Raw genomic sequence first — 16,479 nt, 5'->3', positions numbered from 1 at the left:
GCAGTTGCGCAAACACATAATTCCAAAAAAGTATCTCGTTTGTGTTTAAAATATGCTTTCGGCCGATTTTAAAAAATAACGCTGCAGTTGCTCAAAAGAGAATACTTTAAACAAGGAATACAAGAGGTTTTATCCTTAATTCATACATTATAAAACAAAAAAACTCCAGCCAAAGCTAGAGTTTTAGATATAATTGTAATGAAGTCTAAGCTTCTTCCATCGTGTGATAAACGTTCATAACATCATCATCTTCTTCTAATTTTTCAATCAGTTTTTCGATATCAGCCATTTCAGCTTCCGTTACTTTCTTTGTAATTTGGGGTATTCTTTCAAATCCTGAAGAAAGAATTTCAAGTCCTCTGTTTTCTAATTCTTTTTGGATGGTTCCAAAGCTTCCAAAAGGCGCATAAATCAATATGCCGTCTTCGTCTTCAAAAACTTCCTCAGCACCAAAATCGATTAATTCCAGCTCTAATTCTTCCGGATCCATTCCGTTTGCTGGAATTCTAAAGTTACAAGTGTGGTCAAACATGAATTCAACAGAACCTTGTGTTCCCATTGTTCCATTGCATTTGTTGAAATAACTTCTGACATTAGCTACCGTTCTGTTATTATTATCCGTGGCAGTTTCAACCAGAATTGCGATTCCATGAGGCGCGTATCCTTCAAATAAAACTTCTTTATAATTGGCTGTGTCTTTATCAGTTGCTTTTTTTATGGCGCGTTCCACATTTTCTTTAGGCATATTTACAGCCTTCGAGTTCTGAATAACGGCTCTTAATCTGGAGTTGGCATCAGGATTTGGTCCACCTTCCTTTACGGCCATTACAATATCTTTTCCAATTCTGGTAAATGCTTTGGCCATTGCTGACCAACGTTTCATTTTTCTTCCTTTTCTAAACTCAAACGCTCTTCCCATTTCTATTTCTTATTTTGAACTGCAAAAATACAGTTATTAGTTATTTTTTCAAATATTTTTGTTAATCAATTGGAACGTGTTTCGAAATAAAATTAGTTCCGGTTGTATTCCAGTTATTGATAGCGATGGAGCGCTCCGTATTAAACTTTGTATTGAGTTTATTATACGTTCCTACTTCTTTATTCAATGTATTTACCAACGCATTGTAATTATCAATTTCTGCTTTTGATCTCGCACCAGCTTTTTTATCATCCATTATTTTTTTACTTTCCTGAAATTTTTGGTTCAGCATCATAAAAACAACAACTCCCGGAGCGAATTCTACCGCTTCTTTTTTACTGAATTCCAATACTTTTTTGGTAGCATTCACAAGCATTACATCATTTTTGTAGGCTTTAAAGGTCTTTAGTTTTTCTAAACCTTCATTCGAATATTGTTCCAGTGCGTTACTGTTTTGTTGTATGGCATTCAAATCATTTTGAGCAATCGCTTTCATTAAAACTGATTCTGTAAAATTCACTTTAAAAAAGATCAGATATAATTGGGTGTGATTTTCGAAAACCTCGTTAGATATTTTCATTTTCTTGCCCAATTCGCTTTGATCGTCTCCAATTTGAATCCCATATTTATTGGCAAATATTTTTTGGTTGGCATTCAATTTATCGACTTCTTCATTGATTTTAGCATTGACTAAATCTCTGGCCATAATAAACGCTTCCATAAAGTCATAGGATTGTTCAGCGACTTCCTGCATGTTTATTATTTTGTCATATTCCTGATTAATTTGCTTTTCAGAAATTGCTAAATAGGCTAGAAGCTGGTTTTTGTATTCTACATCACCTTTGTAACCGTCTTTCAAAGCTTCTATTTTTTTAGCTGCGGTTTGTATGCTTTTTACCAATGTTTTTCGAGTAACATCAATTTTCCGGGCATTTTTGCTATGTGCAACTGCCGAGGTGTATTTCCAAGTTGTTCGAGAAATAATATCGGTTTCCTTACTGATATAATTCAAATAGTCAACGGGCGTTTTAAATTCCTGCGCAGTAGAAATGGTTATAGTTAATAAAAATAAGAGCAAGGTAAAGGTTGGTTTCATGTTTTATGGGTTGGTTTATTTGGTTAGCGTAGTATAATCATTCAGTATCGCAATTGCTTCTTCTAAATAGGGGCTGTTTTTTAGATTTTCAATTTTATACGTATTACTGTCTTGTTGAAAAGTATCAAATTGCAATTTTTCTAAATCATAAGTGGTGTTCGAAATCGTGAAATTACTTTTACTATCAATTATTTTTTTGACTTTTCCCCAAAGAGAATCAATTTCATGTACGTCATCAAATACATCTTTGAGAACCAATCGGGTTGGCATTTTAGGATTGTTATAAAGGGCATTAATCTGTTGGTTAGCCATATTGATTTCATTAAAACGAACATTAGCTTTTACTCTTGTTTGGCTTAATATTGTCAGTTGTGGGAAATAAGTTCTAGGCAATGGACTAAATCTGGCTTTTGTAGTAATGATATCGTTTTTAAGGGCCGTTTTGTAACTGCTTTCACGAGGATTTATACTATCAAATAAAACTGGGAGCATGATATCTGGTACAATTCCTTTTATCTGATGGCTGTCACCGGTAATTCTATAGAATTTTTCAATCGTTACTTTCACAAAATCTTCTTGATTATTTTCATCTAATGGCACTATAGCCTGCATGCTCGCCTTTCCTAATGAGGTGCTTCCTATGATAATTCCTCGGTTGTAATCTTGAATGGCAGCCGCAAAAAATTCACTCGCTGATGCAGAGTTTCCATTCATTAAGAGGACTAAAGGTCCGCTGTAAACGCTGCCACGATTGTAATCTTTTAATATAGTTTGTTGGTCTTTACTGTCTACTAAAACGGATACTGGACCAATATCTATAAACATTCCGGCTAATTTTATTGCTTCCTGGATAGAGCCGCCACCATTATTCTGGAGATCAATCACCAAACCTTTGATGTTGTCTTTTTGAAGTTTTATAATTTCTTTGGCAACATCATCAGCACAACCTTGGACAGTGTTTCCATCAAAATTGGAATAAAAACTGGGGATATTGATGTAGCCAATTTTTGATTCTTTTTCGGCGATGAAACTGTAAACGGCATTATCAGTTGCTTTCATTACTTGCTTTCGAAGAAATACGGTAACGATAGCGCCATTTTTTTTCTGAATGGTTAATTCAATGTCAGTATTGGAATCTAAAAAAATCAATTCTCCAATTTTTTCAATAGAAGAACAGGAAACAGTATAGCTGATTCCTTTGGTATTGGAAACGGCTAGAATGATGTCATTTTTTTCAAACTTACCAGTCTTTGCAGCTGGCCCGCCCGGAACAATTTCCTGTACGACGATTTCTTCCTTGTCATTAAATCCAACATTCAATCCTAAAGAAAGCGAACTGGTGGACAAACCCGACATGAAACTGGATTTTGCGGCTAACGAAAAATAATTAGAATGTGGATCAAAATAAGTACAAAACAAATTCATAAAAGTGTTTTGAAGATCACTTGCTATTCGGTCTTTGGTTTCCAAAATACTGTTTACCTGACACAAATTAGCGTCAAATAGTTTTGTTTTGGTTGTTTTTTCAAGGTCTGTAAAGTGTTGATTCAAAGAATCCAAATTAGTGCTCAATTTCGAAATATCTTCGAGGATATCATAGCGAATTCTCTTTTTCCAAACTCGTTCTAAATCAGTTGCAACTAAATCAAAAGGAAATTTTTTCTTCGAAAATTTTACAGAGTCATTGGAAGTATAATCAAAAGAATCCTTTTGTATTTTTTCTAAAACTTTCTTTTTTCTGTTCAAAGCCAAAGTGTAAACAGCAACAAAATCATTCAAAAAAGAACAATTATTTTGCAAAATGTAATTGTCCAGCTCGAGTCTGTGTTCGCGAAGTTTTACGTACTCAATCTTGGTGAATAAGTTTCGGTTCGAATCCAAAGCATCCATAAAACCATCAAAAACAAAAACCGATAAACTGTCGTCTACCGGTTTAGGTTGATAATGTTCGCGTTGTATTAGTGCGTTTATTTTAGAAAGTGTTTCACAAGTTTTTGCTTCATTTTGACCAAAAAGTGAAAATGTAGTCAGCAAAAATGCAAGTGAAAGTTTCTTCATTTAGTTGTATTTCTTGTAAAAAGGTAATTTCACCACTTTGGCAGGAACATCATTTTTACGGATTCTGATAAAGATATCACTTTCCAAAGCACTATTTTCAACAGTTACGTAACCCATACCAATTCCTTTATTCATCGATGGTGACATCGTTCCTGAAGTTACAATCCCGATTACATTTCCAGCCGCATCTACGATTTCATAATCATGTCTTGGCACTGAACGTTCTTGCATTTCAAAAGCGACTAATTTTTTAGTAACTCCGGCTTCTTTTTGTTTTTTCAGATTTTCTGAATTCGTGAATTCTTTCGTGAATTTTGTAATCCATCCCAAACCGGCTTCCAGTGGAGATGTCGTGTCGTTGATGTCATTTCCATACAAACAAAAACCCATTTCCAATCGCAGCGTGTCACGAGCCGCAAGACCAATTGGCTTGATGCCAAAAGCCGCACCCGCTTCAAAAACTTTATTCCAAATTTGTTCTACTTCTGAATTTTTACAATAAATCTCAAAACCTCCAGAACCTGTATATCCTGTCGCTGAAATAATTACGTTTTCAATACCCGCAAATTCACCCACTTCAAAATGATAATAGGGAATCGCAGATAAATCTTTTGAAGTCAACGATTGCATTGCTTCAACCGCTTTTGGTCCTTGAATGGCCAATAAAGAATAATCATCCGATAGATTTTTCATCTCTACACCCAAATCATTTTGAGCCGAAATCCAATCCCAATCTTTGTCAATATTCGACGCATTTACGACTAATAAATACTGCTCGTCTTTCATTTTATAAACCAGCAAATCGTCTACAATTCCACCATCATTGTTTGGTAAGCAAGAATATTGCGCTTTTCCAATAGTCAAAGTCGAAGCATCATTTGAAGTCACTTTCTGGATTAATGCCAATGCATTTGGACCCGTAAGCAGGAATTCACCCATGTGAGATACGTCAAAAACACCCACGGCATTGCGCACCGTTTCATGTTCCGCATTCACTCCTTCATATAAAATAGGCATATTGTATCCGGCAAACGGAAGCATTTTTGCTCCCAAACTCTCGTGTATGTGCGTAAGCGCAGTATTTTTCATTGTGTTTTTATATAAAATTTGAAGTCGCTAATTTATTGATTTTATTTCGGGTGACAAAGGCAGAGTGAAGCAAAGTTTAAAGTTTCAAACGTTTTCGAAACAATTCATATTATAGAATTTGCATCCATTTTTTTAGGAGCTATTTCCTGCTTTTCACTGCAATCTTTTTATCCGCCAAAAAGGCGTATAAAAAGGATTTCCGTTACAAACGAAGTTCACTGAACTCCTTTTAAAATTGAAGTAAAGTGAAGTAATCAGGGCTAGGGAATTTCGGTGCAATTAACAATTTTGTTTCCTATAAAATCCGTAATTTTAGACAAACAAATTTTCATGACGAATCCTATTTATATCGACCAAAAAGAAATCCTGAAACATTACAAACAACCGGACAAGCATACGCACAAAGGAATTCAGGGACACGCTTTAATCATTGGCGGAAGTTATGGCAAAATAGGAGCAGTGAGTTTATCCTCTAAAGCCTGTTTGAAAACTGGTTGCGGATTAGTAAGCGTTTTTATTCCAAAATGTGGCTACACAATTCTGCAAACCGCGATTCCCGAAGTCATGGTTCTTACAGATAATCAGGAACAAATAATTTCTAATATCACTTTTGACATTAAACCACAAGCCATCGGAATTGGTCCCGGATTAGGTCAGGCGGTAGAAACCCAAAACGCATTGTTTCAATTTTTGAAAAAGAATAAAACTCCTTTAGTTATAGACGCTGATGCATTGAATATCATCTCCAAAAACAAGAAATCATTAGCTTTATTACAACCTAAAACAGTCATTACGCCACATCCTAAAGAACTGGAACGATTAATAGGAAAATGGGATTCCGAAGAGGAGAAAATGAGTAAAGCAGTCTCTTTCTCCAAACAATACCAAATTATAATCGTAATGAAAGGAGCACCTACCCGAATCATCGATGGCGAAACTGTTTATGAAAATACCACCGGAAACGCTTCACTGGCAACCGCCGGAACTGGAGATGTTTTAACAGGAATGATTAGCAGTTTATTGGCACAATCCTATGAACCTGTAAGCGCTGCAATTCTTGGCGTTTATCTTCACGGATTAACCGCTGATATTGCTTTGCCGGAAACGGGTTACCAGTCTTTTATCGCTTCAGATGTGACTGCGAATATTGGGAAAGCCTTTTTGAGTTTAGAAAAATTGGAGTAAATAACATTCCTAAATGAATTTTACCCCACTTATTTGTAAGTTTGTATCAAAGCAAAATTGCTTTATCCAATTCGATTATGGAAAAAACACCCCATCTTAGAACCGTAAATGTTACGCGATACATCACTCCGCTGCGGGAAGGCGGTTCTTTGCCCGCGCTCGCAGAAGCCGATGATGATTTTAAATATGTATTGAAATTCAAAGGTGCCGGACACGGCGTAAAAGCTTTAATAGCCGAATTAATAGGCGGAGAAATAGCCCGTGCATTAAACTTGAAAATGCCAGAACTCGTTTATGCTAATCTCGACGAAGCTTTCGGACGCAGTGAAGCCGACGAAGAAATTCAGGACTTGCTCCAAGGAAGTCAAGGCCTTAATTTGGCGCTGCATTATTTATCGGGAGCCATAAATTTTGATCCTGTTGTCACTTTGGTTGACCCGAAACTAGCTTCCCAAATTGTTTGGTTAGATGCTTTTATCACTAATGTCGACAGAACCTTTAGAAATACCAATATGTTGATCTGGCATAAAGAATTATGGCTGATCGATCATGGGGCAAGTTTTTATTTTCATCATTCTTGGACCAATTGGGAAAAGCACGCGCAAAGTCCTTTTGCATTGATAAAAGACCATGTATTATTGCCTCAGGCTTCTTTTTTGCCAGAAATAGACGCAAGTTTCAAAAAAATATTATCTGAGGATGTATTGCAAAATATCGTAAATCTGATTCCGGAAGTATGGCTGCATTGGGAAGATACCGATGAAACTCCCGAAGCCATTCGAGAAGTCTATTTTCAGTTTTTAAGAACACGTTTGAACCATTCCGAAATTTTTATAAACGAAGCACAAAATGCAAGAAAAGCACTTATATGAGTATGCCGTAATCCGTGTTGTGCCAAGGGTAGAACGCGAAGAATTCCTCAATGTGGGTATTATTCTTTTTTGTAAAAAAGCGAAGTTTATTAAAGTTTTATATTCGGTAAATGAAGCCAAACTCCATCTTTTTTCTGATGATTTGGATGTAGAACAACTGCATTTAAATGTAAAGGCATTTGCTAAAGTGGCGCATGGCGAAAAATCAGGTGGACCTATAGCGCAATTTGATATTCCATCGCGTTTCCGTTGGTTGACAGCGCTTCGCAGCTCTGCCATTCAAACCTCAAGACCACATCCGGGATTGTGTGATGATTTGGAGCAAACTACACAGAGATTATTTGAAGAAATGGTATTGTAAATAAATTTTAAAACTGAAAGAAAGTCATTTCGTAATCAAAATACTTTTATGCTGTTAATATTAGAAGATAAAAATTTATGACTGTCCTCAAAACATACCAAGTGTTTTTTTGCCACAGATTCACAGATTTATAAATTGTTGCATAGCTATGTTTTTTTTGCCAAAAATCTAATTTTAATCTGTGAATCTGTGGCTAATTTTTAAAAACGTTGATGCGAGATTTAATTGTTATTAGTTGAGGAAAATATTGTAAAATAATTTAAGGAACTTTATTCAGGTGACGTGCAAGATGCATCCCCATGCTAAAACACGCTTGTAGCAAATAACCACCAGTGGGCGCATCCCAGTCCAGCATTTCACCGATACAATAATTACGATTTTTATTTTTTAGTTGGAAATTTTCATCTACGGCATGCAGCTGAACACCGCCTGTTGTGGATATGGCATCGTTCACGAGGCCACTGCCGGTGATTTCAATAGGTAGTTTTTTTATGTTTTGGGCTAATAATTCTGGATTCAGGTAGGTTTCTTTTGAAAGGTATTTTTTCAAAAGTCCAATCTGTGCGGAACTCAATTTAACTTCTTTTTGTAACGTCGCGCTTGTCTTTTTGAAAGTTGATTTTCTAATTTTATCAAGCAAATCATCATAACGCAAGGTTGGTTTCATATCCAAGAAAACTGTCGCTTTTTGCTGGCTGTCCAATTCCTGCCGAATTTGAGGACTCAGCGCATAAATGGCATTTCCCTCTAATCCAAAGCGGGTGATGACCGCTTCGCCTTTTTGTTTTTTATTCAAACAGCTAATCGCAATATTTTTAAGAGGACTGCCTTCATGTTCCAAGATAAAATCTTCTGGCCAGTTCACACGATACGCACAATTTGAAGATTGAAAAGGAACAATAGGAATACTTTCCCTTTCAAATAAATCTAGCCAAGAACCATCAGAACCGGTAACTTTCCAGCTTCCGCCGCCCATGGCAAAAATGGTATAGTCGGAATTTAGTATTGTATTTGAATTGAAAACAAGAGAATTGTCGCTCATCCAACCTGTCCAAGTGCGTAGGTACTCAATCGCAACGCCTTGTTTATCCAGAACATTTAGAATTGCGTTTAGAACAGTAATAGGTTTGATACCACTTTCGGGATATACGCGTTTGCTACTACCAATGTAGGTTGGAATACCGATTGAATCAATCCAATGTCTAAAGTCTTCGTTATCAAAATCAAGCAATGCTTGTTCCAGAAAATCAGGCGGTGTATAGCGCGCAATTAACTCCCCAATAGGTTCCGAATGGGTGAGGTTGAATCCTCCTTTTCCAGCCACCAAAAATTTCCTTCCCAGTGTTTTGTTTTTCTCGTAAACAGTAACCTTGAATTTATTGCAATCCAATAATGCAGCAAGTATGAGCGCTGCGGGTCCTCCTCCAATAATTGAAACTGATTTTTTCACGCCACAAAAATAGGTTTTGTTTTACCCGTAAACGCTGATATGGATGTTTATATTAACGGATCTCGTAGTATAAGATTTTAAAAAACAAATAAAATCGCAACCGTTTGATGAATTGGTTTAATAAATTAAAAAGAGTAGACGTCGAATTTCGTACAAAAAAAATGCTCCGCTGATGCAACGACGGAGCATTTTAACAAAACATGTAACTTCTTTGAACTAGCGTTCCAAAAGAATTTTATAAGTACGATTGCCATCAACTCCCTTTATGAGCAAAAAGTAAATTCCGTTTCCTACCTTATTGTTTTCCATTCCTGTTCCATTCCATGATAAATCATGATTTCCTTTTTCATAATGTGCATCGGCAATCGTTGAAATATGCTGCCCTAAGATGTCATAAATCTCGACTTTATAATTTCCGCTTATGCCTGCTTCCATTTTTACAATAGTCTGATTACTGAACGGATTGGGAGCAATATTGGCATCAAATGTTCCATTATTCTTATGCGTTACAAGATTAGACGGCATTGTACCCACATAGAAAGGGCGCATCATTTCATGATCTTCGTGTGAAAGGATATGACAGTGCCACGCATACAAACCCTCGGTATCAAATTTTGCTCTTATGCGAGTCACCTCTCCGGGATACATTATAGCAGTATCTTTCCATCCGCTTTCATCCATTGTCGGAGGTTTGGGTTGCCCGAGCAATTGCAGTGAATTAGGGTTACCCACAACATAACGCGATGTGTTGAATTTTTGTCGGTTTACTATCTGGAAGTTTACCAAATGCAGATGAATCGGATGTGCATCTTCGGTATAGTTGATGACTTCCCATTCTTCAACGGCATCAAGCATAGGGTTTTCTGTAATTGGATCATACCAGTTTAATGGACCTAGGGCAGACGTTCCTAATTGCGGTTTTAAACGTCCAAACTCATCCTCAGTTTCAATCAAAAGCAGCTGACGCGTTTTTTCAGGTGTTCCAAGAAGCGCAATGGGAGCAGGTCTCAATTGCATCGGAATTACACTATTATCAATTCCGTTAAGCGGAACAGTAACGCGAAACGCCATTATTTGTCCTGCAGTTTGTGGGTTAACAGTTTCTCCCATTGGGAAAGGAGAACGCGCATTATTTTGCAGGATGATGGTTTGGCCTGAAAGTGCAGGATTCGAAAAATCAACAATCACATCTTTACGTTCTCCCGGACCAAGTGTCATCTGGCTTAATATAACAGGAGTATTCAGGAAACCGCCGTCGGTGCCAATTTGAACAAATGGTATTGAATTCCCAAAAAATAGTTTATAAAAACGAGAGTCGGAGCCATTCAAAAAACGAAATCGGTATTTACGGGGTTCTACGTTTAATACCGGCCAGGTTTTTCCATTTACAAGAATAAAATCCCCAAACATTTCGGGCAATACGTTCGGGTTAGGTTGTCCAGCTTTTTCAGGCATCGAAGGATAATACAATTGTCCGTCGTCAGTAAACATTCGGTCTTGTATGGCGATTGGAATCTCATAATTGCCCGATGGCAGGTTCAGGTTATCTTCCCAGTCGTCGCGCAGTATATAATAACCCGCAAGTCCGGCATAGACGTTTAATCGCGTAATTCCTATAGCATGATCGTGATACCATATTGTTGCCGGCTCTTGGTCATTGGGATAATGGTAAATTTGTTGAGACCAATAGGAACCCTTTTGGCTAAAGCCGGGAGTAAACCAAGCATCAGGATTTCCATCGCTGGCAGATTCAACATGTCCTCCATGCAGGTGTGTAACCAGCGGTACCCCGCTGTACGGCCAACTTTCTGGCATAGCCCAATGGATAGTGGTGTCTAAAGGTAACAAATGCGGCAGAAAATCGCTTCCATTTCGCAATTCATTTTTCCATCTTACCGTGATGGGTACATTTCTTCTTGCTTCAAAGGTCGGGCCCGGATAACTGCCATTGTAACCCCACACCGTTGTCAAAATTGGATTTCCAAAACCATCTTTCAAACCCAAATCCTGCGTAAACTGGGTCATGCTCACTTCGTAATGAGTTCCGTTTGGAGTCGTGGGCTGGATAACTGATGGAATCGGTAAGGGATTTACGAATTTCCGTTGTGAAGAAGGGCTCAAGAGTGCCTGACATTGAACGTCTGCGATTGCAGTTAGTAACATTGCTATGGTTAACACAAGCAATATACCTTTTTTGTAATTTTTTGCCATGATGCTTCGTTTTTAAAATTTATATTTTTAAAATTTGGAAGTAGGCTGAACAAGAAAATGGTAAGATTTAAAGGGGCGGAAATCTATTCAATAGTTTAAGTAAATATACATAAAAATAAAACTTAAATCAACAAATAAAATCATTAATATGCGCTTAATTAATTGAAATACAGTGTTTTGTGTTTTTAGAAAGTTGGAGCGAAATTAGCAGTAAAATAAATTTTGAGCATGGAATTTTGGGCGTAACCCCAAAACAGAAAATTCCCTTTTCCATTCCCGTATCTGCAGCTTTGGGGTCGGGCTTTTGTCTTTATCCACGCTAAAAAGCGTGGGATACCGCCGCAATCCCTTACGCGAGCTGCCCGAAGATTAAACGATCTTTTGCTTATCGCTAGATCTTCTTCTCTTCAAATAACATTTCCAATTGTTCCAAACATGCGGTAATGCCTTGTTCAAAGCCCATTTCAATCATGGTTTCAATCTCTTTTTCATTGGAATAAAACATCTTGAATTCTACTAAAGTCCCCGATTCAGTTGTTGTAAAAACAATAATTCCTTCAGAAACTGGTAGCGAACTATTTACAGTTCCCTCTTCATCACAAAAACTGTCCTTAATTTCAAAACTTAAATGTGGCGTTATGGCTGTGTAGTCCATTCGTCCCCAATGTTTTTCATTTTCAGGACCCACCATCGCGTAAAGCCAATAACCGCCAACCGTAAAATGCATCGTTTTGGTTTCGGCTTTCCAAGGTTTTGGTGCCCACCATAATTCAAGTAGTCCACTTTCCGTGTACGCTCGCCAAGCTTTTACAAGCGGGGCAGAAAATGTTCTCGAAACCAGAATTGATTTTTCTTGGAAATCTTTTACAACAAGTGTTTTGGAAGTGGTTGCCATTTTAATTCGATTTAAGATTGATAGTATTTAGTCAATTGTATCGTTTCTTATTCTTTTGTGCGTTAATAAAAATCAACTATTAAAGTTAGTTAATTTTATTTAAATAAATACTGTTGGCTGTAATTATTAAAAATCCAGAATTCCCAAAAAAGGACAAAAAATAAACAAAAAGAAACATAGAAAAAAAGATAAGGATAGCCCAATTCTTGGCTCTACAAAGCTATTATTTACTATTTTAAAGTGAAGGGTTTTCAGAAAACATATAAAATCTATCAATCTAAGCGTTAAAAAAAACTTGAATTGAAATCAAGGAATTAATACGTATATTTAGCTTACAATTAAGCAATAAAACTTATCTAATTTTTTTTTCCAAAACAATAAATTCCAAGGGCTCTTCCGAAATTGGAATATGAACATCGCTTGCCGGAAAGGGCTCTCTTGCTCCGGTATCCTCATAACCGTTGCGTTTGTACCAAGCAATTAATTCGTCCCGCACAGATATTACAGTCATTACAATTTTTGGCAATCCTAATTCCAAAGCATGAATTTCTGCCTGTCGCAGTAATTTTTTTCCAACGCCACTGTTTTGTAATTCCGGTGAAACGGTCAGCATACCTAAATACAATTGCTGCTCTTTTTCAGCCAACAATACACAGCCTATAATCTGGTTGTTTTCCGTAAATTTCAGAATGGTGTTTTTTGGGTCTTGAATCGTTTCTGCCAGTTCCTCCTCGGTAGTTCTGAGTCCTTCTAAAATGTTAGCTTCAGTAGTCCATCCTTTTTTAGACGATTCCCCACGGTATGCTGAATTGATTAATTTATTTAAATGCGAAATATTTTCTATAGTTGCTTTTGTAATCATGGATTATTCGTGTATTCTAAGATTATTACTTTATGTCTTTCAAAGGTAGAAAAAAGACAGTGATCACTTCATTTTTTGTGTCAAATAATTGCTGTATACATACGTTGGTGTTTTTCATATGTTTGATAATCAGTATATTTGATTATTAAGTAAGGAATTTTTTTTATCTTTGGATAAAGAAATTTTAAAATAATTTAATAAATATAGGTTATGAAAAAATTAAGGATTATTTGCATGATCGGATTGGTTGGTTTACTGTGTATATCGCCTGTATTTGGTCAATCGAAAGCTAAAAAGAATAAAATTATTGCTGATAGCAATTTAGCAAAGGCTGAGTTTATTGAAAAAGATGCTCTCATGAAAGAGCTTTTTGAAAACGCCTATGGCTATGTCATCTTTCCCAATGTTGGCAAAGGAGGATTTGGTATTGGAGGTGCAGCTGGCAATGGGACTGTCTATGAAAAATACAAGGTAGTCGGAATGGCAAAGTTGACGCAAGTAAGCATAGGATTTCAGGCTGGTGCGCAAGTCTATCGCGAGGTAATATTTTTTGAATCAAAAAAGGATTTGGACCGGTTTAAAGAAAGTCGATTTGAATTTTCTGCACAAGCCTCCGCAGTAGCTGTAACCGCTGGCGCCTCAGCAAATGTAAAGTACACGGATGGTGTTATGGTATTCACCATGCTAAAGGGTGGTCTCATGTACGAGGCAGCTATTGGCGGACAGAAGTTCAAGTTTAATAGATTTTAATGAAAAACAAAACGGTTAAAAAAATATTTTTTAGCCGTTTTTTTATGATGTGCATTGAATTGTTACACTACAAAGTATTCCAATTGATTTTTCTAAGGAAACTAATTCTAAATTAATAACCAGCACTTCTTTTCTTCTCTGTAAAAAAGTATTTTTCAAAAAAATATTTCCAAGACATTGAGAGTATTAGAATGATAGTTGCCGGAAATATGTAAGCCATTTTTGGGGTTAGTACAGATTTTAAACTTCCTGCGGGGCAATAAAATACAGACCACAACTATAATCCTAAGTTTCTTTTAAAAAGCATAATGGGTTATACGGGCAGCGAATTTAAAACCCTTTGAAAAACAAGTATTTAGTGCAGGATCTAACTGCACCAATCAGTAGTCCTTAAACGATTCCAAACGCTACCATGGGTATGAATGATGTGCCATGAATTAGTTGCAACAAAAACGAACATTTAAGAAATAAATTATCGTATTATATAAATATTAATTTAGCAAACTCAGCACGAATGTTTGCAGTCAGGAACGAAAATGTTTTTGAAAATAAATTTTGATTTACTCAACTGTTAACGCAGCTACTCTTTTATATTCATAGTTTTTTGTGTCTCGGTTAATAGAAAAAGTCCAATTCTAGAGGTCCATTTTGGGCTATTTTTAAAACTAAGATAAAAAAAAATGCTGCTCTTTTGGAACAGCATTCTATAAATCAATCGAAAATGACAAGACCTTCATTACAAACTAAGTTTTATGGATTAATTGGTAATAACACCGCATTCACTACATGAATGATTCCGTTTGAAGCCGAAATGTTCGCTGCTGCTATACCTGCAGTATTACCTACAGCAGTGATTATTCCATTACTATTAACTGAGAAAGTAGATCCGAGTAAGGTTGTAATTTCTCGGGAACCGTTTTTAGGAACCACGCTATTGGCGGCACGACGGCCCTCTACAACATGATATTTTAACACATCCAATACCAATGGTGCAGGAAGATCGGTGATTTTATTCACTCCCAAAGCAGCGTAAAGATTTTTAAATGCGGCATCTGTCGGAGCAAATACAGTGTATTGATCTTTTCCATTTAAAAAAAGGTTTACCAAACCAGCATTTAATTCATTATCAACGTAAACTAGAGCTCCTACAAGTTCATTGAATCCGGCATTTATAGCAATCCCTGCAATAGGCGTGTCACCTGGTTTAGGCGCACTGTTTGTAGATTTAAAGCTTTCGCCGGTTAAATTTTTAGAGGAATTCATCACATCCATTCCTTCAGTTTCCTCATTATCACAAGAAATGGTTAAAATTGATACTGCAGCAATCAAAAGGAATGCTTTTAGCGTACGGAATAATTTAAAATAATTTGTTTTCATGGTTGTTTTTTTTTAAATTAATGAAATTGTTTTTTTTGTTTAATTGTTATAATATAAAGTTAAACAAATATAATTGACAGTAGAATTGTTTAACTGTAATTTAACAATTGATTGACTATGTGATAGTTACGACATAAAAATGCTTTTTTTTATTGAAAAAAATAGTGCGGTTTTCTGGCGCTTTACAAAAATATTGTAATAAAAATAATAAATTTAGTAGTTAAACATTAATTTTAAGAATTTATTGATGCACAAACCAACAAAGGAATTTAAGGTCATGCATTGAAAGTTAACTAAGGAAAAATTGTTGCAACCAAGAAGTAGCGGCAACAAAATCAAACATTACCCCGAAGAACGACCGCATCAAATAAATATTGACTCGGCGAAAGCCATCGTAATTTTTAGTGATCAGGAAGAAAAATATTTTTGATACTGAACTTGGTTTGTTTCTGCTCTGGTGAGACTTGCTCTGTTTCGTTCATCGTTTTTTGGTTTTGATAGAGCCAAGGTATAAAAAAAGCTACATCCTTTTAAGTCAGTAGCTTATTTTTGTTTTTTAGTATTGTTTGATAATTTAATTTGCTAGCGCATGAGTCTGAAGAAGGCCTATTAAATTTATATCATGATCTCTTATTGCCTTTTGTTGGTCACTAGAAGGATAGTATATCGTTATTTTTCAGATTTGATTTGGTAAAGTAAAGTAATTAGTTGTTTAAAAGAAGAAAGATGATTTGTTTCAGTTATTCTAATTTCTAATTCATCAAAAAAAGTTTTCTCTAGAACAACTTTTGGTTGTGATTTTTTATAAACTAAATTATAATGTTCTTTCAAAATTTCTCTAAAATACGAATAATGAAAATGTGCTTTATTTCTAAATCCTTTCATTAAATCAAGTTCTTCTGGATCGTTTGTACTAACATCATAGAATATTTTAAATTCTTTTAGAAGAGTGCCATCAGGGTTTTTCTTAACTATTTTTCTATTACCTAAAAACCAGGTCTCTACACAAACATTTTGAACAACAAAATCTAATTTACAATTTTCATTTAATATTACTTTAGATTTTTCAATGTAATCTTTTATTTCTTTAATTCTTCCCTCAATACCTATTTCTTCCCCATCTAAGCAAACTATTAATCTATCAAATACAGGATTGTCATTTATGTTTTTAATTGCATTTACAGTATGATTATATATAGATGGGATACCTCCACCAGAAAATATATAAAAATTATTTTTAATAACTTGATTTTCAAAATCAACTTGAGAATAATCAGGTAAAACATAGCTTATCCATTTTGGATAAAGTAGAATTTCGGTTTTTTCACCCTCTAAAATGAAGTATAAATTCATA

General features: G+C 35.7%; 14 protein-coding genes. 4 read left to right on the top strand and 10 right to left on the bottom strand.

Annotation, left to right across the window (positions count from 1 at the left end):
* Positions 1-205: 205 nt before the first annotated feature.
* From E0F89_RS04895 to gcvT, 4 genes are all read right to left on the bottom strand, one after another.
* Complete coding sequence (locus E0F89_RS04895) at positions 206-919, bottom strand: YebC/PmpR family DNA-binding transcriptional regulator (RefSeq protein ID WP_131908736.1); 714 nt, start codon at positions 917-919, stop codon at positions 206-208.
* Positions 920-980: 61 nt separating this feature from the next.
* Complete coding sequence (locus E0F89_RS04890; RefSeq protein WP_131908735.1) at positions 981-2,015, bottom strand: LIC11966 family surface protein; 1,035 nt, start codon at positions 2,013-2,015, stop codon at positions 981-983.
* 15 nt (positions 2,016-2,030) lie between these two features.
* The gene (locus E0F89_RS04885; RefSeq protein WP_131908734.1) at positions 2,031-4,073 is read right to left on the bottom strand and encodes a carboxy terminal-processing peptidase; all 2,043 of its coding nucleotides are present in this window, start codon (positions 4,071-4,073) and stop codon (positions 2,031-2,033) included.
* On the bottom strand, positions 4,074-5,162 hold the full coding sequence (gene gcvT / locus E0F89_RS04880; RefSeq protein WP_131908733.1) for a glycine cleavage system aminomethyltransferase GcvT: 1,089 nt from the start codon (positions 5,160-5,162) through the stop codon (positions 4,074-4,076).
* A gap of 330 nt (positions 5,163-5,492) precedes the next feature.
* Here gcvT and E0F89_RS04875 point away from each other — a divergent pair, with 330 nt between their 5' ends.
* From E0F89_RS04875 to E0F89_RS04865, 3 genes are all read left to right on the top strand, one after another.
* On the top strand, positions 5,493-6,347 hold the full coding sequence (locus E0F89_RS04875; protein WP_131908732.1) for an NAD(P)H-hydrate dehydratase: 855 nt from the start codon (positions 5,493-5,495) through the stop codon (positions 6,345-6,347).
* 77 nt (positions 6,348-6,424) lie between these two features.
* On the top strand, positions 6,425-7,219 hold the full coding sequence (locus E0F89_RS04870; RefSeq protein WP_131908731.1) for a HipA family kinase: 795 nt from the start codon (positions 6,425-6,427) through the stop codon (positions 7,217-7,219).
* Entirely contained in the window at positions 7,197-7,580 is a 384-nt protein-coding gene (locus tag E0F89_RS04865; RefSeq protein WP_131908730.1) for a DUF3037 domain-containing protein, read from the top strand. Before E0F89_RS04870 ends, E0F89_RS04865 begins: the two co-directional genes overlap by 23 nt.
* Before the next feature lie 259 nt (positions 7,581-7,839).
* Here the strand turns inward: E0F89_RS04865 and E0F89_RS04860 are convergent, their stop codons facing one another.
* The 4 genes from E0F89_RS04860 to E0F89_RS04845 all read right to left on the bottom strand — a co-directional run bounded on the left by E0F89_RS04860 (position 7,840) and on the right by E0F89_RS04845 (position 12,998).
* A complete protein-coding gene (locus E0F89_RS04860) occupies positions 7,840-9,030 on the bottom strand; it encodes a BaiN/RdsA family NAD(P)/FAD-dependent oxidoreductase (protein WP_131908729.1) in 1,191 nt (396 codons plus the stop codon).
* A gap of 216 nt (positions 9,031-9,246) precedes the next feature.
* Positions 9,247-11,241 carry a multicopper oxidase domain-containing protein gene (locus E0F89_RS04855; protein ID WP_165929979.1) on the bottom strand — a complete coding sequence of 665 codons (1,995 nt, stop codon included), beginning with the start codon at positions 11,239-11,241 and terminating at the stop codon, positions 9,247-9,249.
* 391 nt (positions 11,242-11,632) lie between these two features.
* Positions 11,633-12,136 (bottom strand): SRPBCC family protein, encoded by a 504-nt coding sequence (locus E0F89_RS04850; RefSeq protein ID WP_131908728.1) that lies wholly within the window; start codon positions 12,134-12,136, stop codon positions 11,633-11,635.
* A gap of 352 nt (positions 12,137-12,488) precedes the next feature.
* Entirely contained in the window at positions 12,489-12,998 is a 510-nt protein-coding gene (locus E0F89_RS04845; RefSeq protein ID WP_131908727.1) for a GNAT family N-acetyltransferase, read from the bottom strand.
* Between the two features lie 210 nt (positions 12,999-13,208).
* On the opposite strand from E0F89_RS04845, the gene E0F89_RS04840 reads away from it, so the two are divergent.
* Positions 13,209-13,748: a lipid-binding SYLF domain-containing protein gene (locus E0F89_RS04840; protein ID WP_131908726.1), complete on the top strand. Its 540-nt coding sequence runs from the start codon at positions 13,209-13,211 to the stop codon at positions 13,746-13,748.
* Positions 13,749-14,498: 750 nt separating this feature from the next.
* Here the strand turns inward: E0F89_RS04840 and E0F89_RS04835 are convergent.
* Both E0F89_RS04835 and E0F89_RS04830 read right to left on the bottom strand, forming a co-directional pair.
* On the bottom strand, positions 14,499-15,125 hold the full coding sequence (locus tag E0F89_RS04835; RefSeq protein ID WP_131908725.1) for a fasciclin domain-containing protein: 627 nt from the start codon (positions 15,123-15,125) through the stop codon (positions 14,499-14,501).
* 669 nt (positions 15,126-15,794) lie between these two features.
* A complete protein-coding gene (locus tag E0F89_RS04830) occupies positions 15,795-16,478 on the bottom strand; it encodes a hypothetical protein (RefSeq protein WP_131908724.1) in 684 nt (227 codons plus the stop codon).
* Position 16,479 lies beyond the last annotated feature (1 nt).

It is taken from the genome of Flavobacterium caseinilyticum (genome assembly GCF_004349085.1).
In the GTDB taxonomy this organism is placed as follows: domain Bacteria; phylum Bacteroidota; class Bacteroidia; order Flavobacteriales; family Flavobacteriaceae; genus Flavobacterium; species Flavobacterium caseinilyticum.
This window is presented reverse-complemented; position numbering and strand designations above follow the sequence as displayed.

Coding starts and splice junctions, on each gene's coding strand:
- E0F89_RS04895 (WP_131908736.1), bottom strand. CDS start 919: ATGGGAAGAGCGTTTGAGTTTAGAAAAGGAAGAAAAATGAAACGTTGG.
- E0F89_RS04890 (WP_131908735.1), bottom strand. CDS start 2,015: ATGAAACCAACCTTTACCTTGCTCTTATTTTTATTAACTATAACCATT.
- E0F89_RS04885 (WP_131908734.1), bottom strand. CDS start 4,073: ATGAAGAAACTTTCACTTGCATTTTTGCTGACTACATTTTCACTTTTT.
- gcvT (WP_131908733.1), bottom strand. CDS start 5,162: ATGAAAAATACTGCGCTTACGCACATACACGAGAGTTTGGGAGCAAAA.
- E0F89_RS04875 (WP_131908732.1), top strand. CDS start 5,493: ATGACGAATCCTATTTATATCGACCAAAAAGAAATCCTGAAACATTAC.
- E0F89_RS04870 (WP_131908731.1), top strand. CDS start 6,425: ATGGAAAAAACACCCCATCTTAGAACCGTAAATGTTACGCGATACATC.
- E0F89_RS04865 (WP_131908730.1), top strand. CDS start 7,197: ATGCAAGAAAAGCACTTATATGAGTATGCCGTAATCCGTGTTGTGCCA.
- E0F89_RS04855 (WP_165929979.1), bottom strand. CDS start 11,241: ATGGCAAAAAATTACAAAAAAGGTATATTGCTTGTGTTAACCATAGCA.
- E0F89_RS04850 (WP_131908728.1), bottom strand. CDS start 12,136: ATGGCAACCACTTCCAAAACACTTGTTGTAAAAGATTTCCAAGAAAAA.
- E0F89_RS04845 (WP_131908727.1), bottom strand. CDS start 12,998: ATGATTACAAAAGCAACTATAGAAAATATTTCGCATTTAAATAAATTA.
- E0F89_RS04840 (WP_131908726.1), top strand. CDS start 13,209: ATGAAAAAATTAAGGATTATTTGCATGATCGGATTGGTTGGTTTACTG.
- E0F89_RS04835 (WP_131908725.1), bottom strand. CDS start 15,125: ATGAAAACAAATTATTTTAAATTATTCCGTACGCTAAAAGCATTCCTT.
- E0F89_RS04830 (WP_131908724.1), bottom strand. CDS start 16,478: ATGAATTTATACTTCATTTTAGAGGGTGAAAAAACCGAAATTCTACTT.